Genomic DNA, 7,614 nt, shown 5'->3' on the forward strand with positions numbered 1-7,614 from the left:
TGACGTCTCGTCCGGCGCACAGCGTGCCCGATTATACCCCGGCGGGAAAAAAAAGCATCAGGCAAAGGGGACCCTTTGGTAAAAACCAGGACCGCCGCGGCCCCCGAGTCCGGTTGCGCGGCTTTTTTCGAGATTCTGCCCATGGCGACACCGCCCCGTTCCCTTCAGCGGCCGGCGGGCCACCGCGCGCCCGCATCCGCTGCCGCTTTCTTCCGGCTTCCCCATGGATGACCGCCGCGTCCTCACCGTCTCCGAACTGACCGGCGCCATCCGCACCCTCCTGGAAGGGCGCTTTCCCTTTGTCAGCGTTGCCGGCGAAATCTCCAATCTGCACCGGCCCGCGTCCGGCCATCTCTACTTCACCCTCAAGGATGCCGGCGCCCAGGTCAGGGCGGTGCTGTTCAAGATGCAGCAGCGCTATCTGGCGCAGATGCCCAAGGACGGCGCCCATGTGGTCTGCCGGGGCCGGATCTCGGTGTACGAGCCGAGGGGCGACTATCAACTGATTGTCGACACCGTCGAATTGCAGGGCGCCGGTGCGCTGTACCAGGCCTTCGAGGCGCTCAAGCGGCGGCTGGCCGCCGAAGGGGTGTTCGACGAACATCGCAAACGGCCCCTGCCGTCCGTCCCGGCCCACATCACCCTGATCACCGCGCCCCGGGGCGCGGCGGTCCACGACTTCATCCGCATCGCCACCCGGCGCTTTCCACCGATCCGGATCGCGGTCTACCCGACGGTTGTGCAGGGGGACCGGGCCGCGGCCGAGATGATCCGGGCCATCGAGACCGTCAATACCCGCCTCGCCACCGACCTGATCGTCCTCTGCCGGGGCGGCGGCTCGGTCGAGGATCTGTGGGCCTTCAACGACGAGGATCTGGCCAGGGCCATTCGCGCCTCCACCGTGCCCGTGGTCAGTGCCGTCGGCCACGAAACCGATTTCACCATCGCCGATTTCGCCGCCGACTTCCGTGCCCCCACCCCCAGCGGGGCGGCGGAACTGCTGGTGCCGGACGGCGAGGCCCTGCGCGCCGGGACAGCCCAGTTCCACGCCAGGATGCGCCGCAGCCTGCGCCATCAGATGGACCGGAGCGAACAGCGCCTGCTGCTCGCCCGCCAGCGGCTTGCCACCATGCCCTATCCCCTGGACCGGCTCCTGCTCCGGCTCGACCATCTCAGCCTGCGCCTGGAACGCGGCCTGAGCGCGATCCTGGCCGAACAGGGGCACCGGCTGGACCGGAGCGTCCTTCGCCTGGCGCACCACCATCCCGGCCGCCTTCTCGCCGTCCGCGGGCAGCAGGTGCATGGGTTCGGCCTCAGGCTGGCGCAGGCCATCGCTTCCCTGATCCGTGCCAGGGAGGAACAATTCGGGCGGGTGGTGGGGGTTCTCCAGGCCGTCAGTCCGCTGGCAACCCTGGCGCGGGGCTATGCCATCGTGCGGACGTCAGGGAAAAAACCGCGGCTGGTGACCGAGGCGGCCCAGGTGCGGCCGGGAGCCGAGGTGGACGTCATGCTCCGCCAGGGGCGACTGGTGTGCAGGGTGGAACGGAGCGAAGAGGGAACGGAACAGGGGGAAGGGAAAGAACAAGGGGAAAAAAGCGGCGATCAGTCGAGCGCGGCGTCGACTTTCTGATCGATGAAGGCGATGGCCTTGGCGAGCTGCTGGGGATTGGTGCGGGCGGTGGTGCGGAGGATGTCGCCCCAGGTCGACAGCATGGCGGAATCGACCTTGCGGACCGCATTGGCGCGGCACCATTCCATGCCGATCTTCCTGCCCAGGTTGTCCAGGGCCACCTTCTGGGCCGGCCGCTGCTCCGGCGGGGTTTTGGCGAGGAGTTCGGCGGAAATGGACTGCCACCCTTCGGAGAGGAGATTCCCCTCCTGAAAGATCTTGAACCATTTCCGCTCGTCCGCGTTCAGCGAGGCCGGTATTTCATATCGATACCCGACCGTCTGCCCCACCATCGCCGCCTGGGCCTCCCCGGCCGCCACCGGCGTGGCGTTGCCGGTGAACACGGCAACGGACAACGTTATGGCCGCAATTGCGCTTTTCACGGCTCCTCTCCAGTCTTTGGGGTCCATTGGCCACGGCCACAATCTAACACTCCCGGCCATGGTCGTCAAGAATCGTTCTTCCTGAAAATACAATTTTTTGTACCGCCGTTCATTCCTGTCGATCAGGCGGCCCCGCTGACGCCGGCCTCGGCAAAGGTGGCCACCTCGGTGAGGATGGCCACCGCCGCGTCCACCAGATGCATGGCCAGGGTCGCGCCGGTGCCCTCGCCCAGCCGGAGGTTGAGATCGAGCAGCGGCTTCCGTTGCAGGCGTGCAAGCAGCGCGCCATGGCCGGGTTCGACGCTCCGGTGGGCGCAGATGAGGTAATCGCGGACAAAGGGTTCCAGGGAGACGGCGATCATCGCGCCGGCGGCGGCGATCAGGCCGTCGACGATCACCGGCTTGCGTTGGGCCGCCGCGCCGATGACCAGACCGGCAATGGCCCCGATCTCGAAACCGCCCACCTTGGCCAGCACGTCGAGGCCGTCCTTGGCGTCGGGCGCGTTGACCGCCAGGGCCCGCTCGATCACCGCGACTTTGTGGCGCAGCCGTTCGTCGTCGATACCGGTGCCCCGGCCGGTGAGTTCGGCCGCCTTCCTGCCGGTGAACACCGCGGCAATGGCGGTGCTGGGCGTGGTGTTGCCGATCCCCATCTCGCCGGTGCCGAACACGTCGGTGGTCGCGGCCAGGCTGTTGGCGACCTCGATCCCGGCCTCCACCGCCATGACCGCATGGGTCCGGCTCATGGCCGGCCCCTTTGCGATGTTGGCCGTGCCCCGGCCTATTTTCCTGGCCACGATCGCACCCGCCCGCACCAGATCGGGAAAATCGTCCCGGGCGCCGACGTCGACCACGCACACCCCGGCCCCGGCGCGCCGCGCCAGGGCATTGATTCCGGCGCCGCCGCGCACGAAGTTGCGCACCATCTGGGCGGTGACCTCGGCCGGATACTGCGAGACGCCCTCGGCGGCCACGCCGTGGTCGCCCACCATGACCACCACCTTCTTCCGGGAGACCGGCGGCGCGAGCGACCGGGTCATGCCCGCCAGATCGACGGCCAGATCCATCAGGTCGCCCAGGGCCCACTGGGGCATGGTCAGTTGGTTCAGGCGCTCCTCGGCCTGCTGACGGCAGGCATAATCCTGGGGATAGATGGCGCGGAAGGTCGCGTCGAGAAAACTGAGTCCGGTCTTGTCCGCCATGCCTGCTTCCCGTTGAAAAAATATCTCGATCCGTTGTTGGTGGCCCCGGCCTACGCCAGGGTGCGGTCGTAGAGCTTGCCCACGCCGTATTCCTTGCGGCGCTGGAACTTCTCGTAGGGCGGGCCGATCAACTGCATCTCCGGATACTGTTTCTGGATCTGGATGGCGATCTCCATTTCCTTGGTGCAGCCGGTGGAATAGGTGGCGTCCTTGCCGGTCCACTCCGGCGGCACCTTCCTGCCCATCAGCTCGAAGGACTTGACGATGTCGTCGACGCTCTGGAAGCGCCAGATGTCGATGTTGCCCGACCGCTGGAAGATCTCCCACATGTACATGATGTCGTCGGCGTCCATGCCCTCGATGAAATGCTCGCCCGGATTGATGATCACCACGTCGTGGAGCGAGGAGCGCAGATATTCGACGAAAACGCCGAGGATCTCCTTGGCGGTGGTGAGCTGGCCGGGGATCGAGCCGACGATGGCCGAATAGAACATGATCTTCTTGCCGCGCGTCTTTTCCTCCTCGACCGTGTCGATCAGGGTCTGGGCCATGCGCCGCAGTTCGGCGCGGGAGAAGCGGACCGCCTTGGGATGGTGGCGCTTGAGCAGGATGTCGACCTCGCCGTCGTCGCCGGGAATGATGGAAACGATGTCGCGGGTGAACTGGAAATGGTTGGAGATGTTCTCGCGGCCGCCCGGATTGCGGTAGATCACCAGATCGGCCTCCTTGAACGCCCGGGCATAGGTGACCGAGGTGAGCAGCGGGTTGAAGGGCTCGCGGGTGCCGTCGGAGATGATCAGGAACCGGTTGTCGGAATCGAGGTGGCGGAGCAGCTCGTTCTTGGAGATCTTGGGATCGCCGATGATGTGGGCGTCCTCGATCAGCTCGTCCAGGGTCGGGTCTTCGAGCAGGTCGACGAAGGAGACCCGGTGGTAGTAGAAATCCTGCTTGACCGCCAGGATCACCTTGATGCCGATCTTCATGAACATGCGAAGGATGGCCAGGTCGAAGACGATCTCGCCGGAACGGCCGCCCACCCAGAGAATGCAGGGCTGGCGCCGGCCGGCGATCACGTCCCGCAGCCAGTTGCAGAGCCATTGCCATTCCGGGGTCACCAGCGGCCTGTTCATCGCCCGGCGGATGGTACCGATGTCCGGCGGCTGCTCCTGCCGCCAGATGGGCCGCATCGAACTGAGCTGGAGCAGGCGGCGCAGGCGCAGCAGGTGCAGTTGCAGGTCGATGTCGGTCAGGGTGGTGTCGCCGGTGATCTCCAGGCCTTCCGGCGAGTTGAAGGCCCGTTCGAAGGCTTCCGAACGGAGGAAGGCGGCCACCCGCTTGTTTTCCAGTTCCCGCTCGACCGCCAGCGGCCGGCTGATCTCGCTGATGGTGGTGAAGATGCCCAGAAGCCGTTTTTCGATCCGCCCCGGCAACTGGATCTTGTGCATGGTTTCGTGGTTGTACTTGATGGTCAGGAGGCTCAGCAGGTAGTGCTGCTTGTACGGGTCGGCGATCACCTCGCGCACCAGCTTTTCCAGCCGGGTCCAGATGCCGATGTAGGCCGAGGTCAGCACCGTGTCCGCCCGCTTCTCGATGATGGCCTGGAAGAGTTCGTCCGAACAGGGGTAGTAGATCTCCTCGTTCTCGAGGTGGACGATGAACTTGAGCTGTTCCGGCGAGGCGACTTCGCCGGGGAAGGTCTCGTAGGCCAGATGGTTCTCGGTGAAAAAATTGGTCAGCCAGGCATCCCGGTCCGGGTCCTGGCCCTTGACGTAACGGACAATCTCACTCACGGTCGTTTCTCTCCTCGGATCTGACGGCATCGCGCGACACAACCCGGCGGCCGCGTCCCGCGATGCACGCGGCCACGGGCAGGCGCCCCCCTTGCCGGGATCGCCGCCGCGCCCGCAATGACCGGGCAAGCGGCTTCGGGCCTGCCGCGAGCCATCCTCTCGGGCTGCGCCGGGCGGCACGGTGTCTGTATATACCTGCGGAATCGGAAAATGTCCAATGCTGTTGCAGCGATGATGGCCGGCGGAACAGAGGGGGAGGAACACGTTGACAGCCGGTCCGATTTGCCATTTCGGGGCGCGAAGCGACGGGAAATCCCCTTGCCCAACGAGATTTCCCGCGCCGGGCACGACGGCACGACCATAGATGACGACAAGAAAAATTCGGGAGGAAGAAGCCCCCTCCCCAGCGCCTTGGCTTGGCCAGCCGGCAACGGTGTGGCGCGGACCAACAAAAAGGGAAGAATCACGCCGGGCAAAGCAGGGAAAGGCGTGCCGGACACTGCCGGCAATCAGGCGCGGCCGCCGGTCGAAACCGGCAAGAACCATTCCTTCTGCAAATCCGGTGCGTTCCTTGCAAGGAGTATTGCCATGCACGACAACGATCTTCCCGACAAACACGGCCAGAAGGCCGGGAAACCGAAGCTGGCGGGCCACTGTGTCTGCCCCTATTGGGAACCGGAGAGCCGTTCCTGCCTGCTGCTGGTCAGGGACGGCATCTTTTTGCCGGTGGAAACCCATGTGACCACCTATTGCCTGACCAACCAATACGCCCTGTGCAATCACTACGAACGGTTGACCGTTCAGGACTGGCAGGCCGAACGAACCGGACAGCCGCCGGGCAACCGTCGGCGTTCCCTGCGCATCCCCAGCCGCCATCTCTTCCGTTTTTCCGAAATCGCCGGCACGGACCAGGCTGCCCCCATCCGCGAGGACGACGCCTGGACCGTGGACCTCAGCGACCATGGCATCCGCTTCACCACCCGGCAGTCGCTTGTGCCCGAAACCATGCTCCGGTTCGAGATGGTCAGGGACGCCGCCAGCCCCCCCCTGCGGGGCACGGGCCGGGTGGTCTGGTCCACCCCCGTTGCCGACAGCCCGCTCTTTCATGCCGCGATCGCTTTTGCCGAGCATTCCGGCGCCTGATCCCAACATGCCCGCACCGCAACCGGGCCGTCGCTGAACCTACCCCCCCTTCCCCGTTTCCCACTCCTCCGTTCCCTGTCCTTTCCGCATCACCGAACAGATTGCCCTGATTCACTCCACTCCTCGCCGTTCTTTTCCGGAATACCGGAATAGCATTTTCGATTCAACATCTTGAAATAATAGAAATAAAAACAGTCTTTCCGTTTTATACCGCAGAAGGAAAAGAAAAACGGATCTTTTTTCCCGGCCAGCCGTTCCCACAGTCACACGACAAAGGCAAGGGAGGGGAGAAAAATCGATCAACGAAGGCGATCATCACCCAAGTTTAGTCAGACTAACACGCTGATACCAATATATTATTCATGTCAGCCCCACCACAGGCCAAGGGGCGGCAGAAAAATTGGCACGAAAAATGGATTAAACTGGCAACGAAAAAATGTTCATTGCTTTTCGACAAACACCGTTGGAGGGAAATCATGAAAAAGCAATTATTGAAAAGCGCGTTGATCGCAGTGGCAGGAGTTGGATTGTTGGCTGGAAGTGCGTTGGCAGCATCTGTCAATACTACAGAATCAAATGGTGAAAGTAGCCTGAAAACTATCTTTGAAAATCAAGGCTGGTCAATCGATCCGAACGCCGATCAAATCACTAATGATGCCTATTGGAACGTTTCAGAAGGATCGGACTCCGGTGCATGGGCATCAATGATTATTGAAATTGCCGGGAACGCAGCAACAAACACCTTTGGCATTTATGACCAGTCCGGGCATATGCAAGAGTTGATGGGCGGAAGTGCCACAAGCGGTTCTAAAGTTGCGATCACATGGGACAGCCAAACAGGAACAATGGCCTATTCATATAATCTGGGCAATTGGGTTACCGGTATCGCCATGGATCAAACCTTTGGTTTTTACATTGGTACTTCTAACGGGATTTTTTATTCTGATCCCTCTAAAAACGGCGATCAGGATCAAATGGTTTCTTACATGGGAACTGGAGCAAACGGAAACGGTCTGTCGGTAGGACATTATATAATCGCCTTCGAGGATACCCTTTACAACAATTCTGACAAGGATTTCAACGGGAGCATCCGACAGTTATGCGCATCATTTGATCCTTTTGAGCGTAACAGCGCTATACTGCGGCTGTTTTCTGTTAACGGCCTGATGCATCTCAAAAACATCGTCGAATTTTGCATTGTATTTGGCGCAGCGCAGCTTGAGCACATTATTGGCGTTGTCAATCTTCCACCAGGCCCCCGAACGTTTCAGTCGCACGTGGCAGATAAACTTGTTGGCACTCTCAATAGCTCCGCTCCCCAGCGGATAACCGCCACGACGTAATTTGCCGTAGTCAATGCGCGCCTTGTTGCCCTTGAGATACCCGACAAGTTTGGCGCGTGCTGTTTGCGCCTCAGCGGTGCGGCA

General features: G+C 62.2%; 5 protein-coding genes and 1 pseudogene. 2 read left to right on the top strand and 4 right to left on the bottom strand.

Features of this window, described 5'->3' with window-relative positions:
* The first annotated feature begins 223 nt into the window (after positions 1-223).
* The gene (gene xseA, locus Q362_RS19345) at positions 224-1,630 is read left to right on the top strand and encodes an exodeoxyribonuclease VII large subunit (protein ID WP_084312349.1); all 1,407 of its coding nucleotides are present in this window, start codon (positions 224-226) and stop codon (positions 1,628-1,630) included.
* Here the strand turns inward: xseA and Q362_RS0105890 are convergent.
* From Q362_RS0105890 to Q362_RS0105900, 3 genes are all read right to left on the bottom strand, one after another.
* Complete coding sequence (locus Q362_RS0105890; protein ID WP_157469914.1) at positions 1,603-2,052, bottom strand: hypothetical protein; 450 nt, start codon at positions 2,050-2,052, stop codon at positions 1,603-1,605. The genes xseA and Q362_RS0105890 overlap by 28 nt on opposite strands.
* A 122-nt stretch (positions 2,053-2,174) precedes the next feature.
* Positions 2,175-3,254 carry a nicotinate-nucleotide--dimethylbenzimidazole phosphoribosyltransferase gene (cobT, locus tag Q362_RS0105895; RefSeq protein ID WP_028317934.1) on the bottom strand — a complete coding sequence of 360 codons (1,080 nt, stop codon included), beginning with the start codon at positions 3,252-3,254 and terminating at the stop codon, positions 2,175-2,177.
* Between the two features lie 50 nt (positions 3,255-3,304).
* Positions 3,305-5,044, bottom strand: a complete 1,740-nt coding sequence (locus tag Q362_RS0105900; RefSeq protein WP_028317935.1) for an ARMT1-like domain-containing protein — start codon at positions 5,042-5,044, stop codon at positions 3,305-3,307.
* A 588-nt stretch (positions 5,045-5,632) separates the two neighbouring features.
* On the opposite strand from Q362_RS0105900, the gene Q362_RS24025 reads away from it, so the two are divergent.
* Entirely contained in the window at positions 5,633-6,187 is a 555-nt protein-coding gene (locus Q362_RS24025; protein ID WP_169737372.1) for a PilZ domain-containing protein, read from the top strand.
* Between the two features lie 1,106 nt (positions 6,188-7,293).
* On the opposite strand, the pseudogene Q362_RS23480 reads toward Q362_RS24025, so the two are convergent.
* A pseudogene (locus tag Q362_RS23480) lies at positions 7,294-7,614 on the bottom strand (hypothetical protein); the annotation flags it as partial.

The organism is Desulfobulbus elongatus DSM 2908 (assembly GCF_000621145.1).
Lineage (GTDB): Bacteria > Desulfobacterota > Desulfobulbia > Desulfobulbales > Desulfobulbaceae > Desulfobulbus > Desulfobulbus elongatus.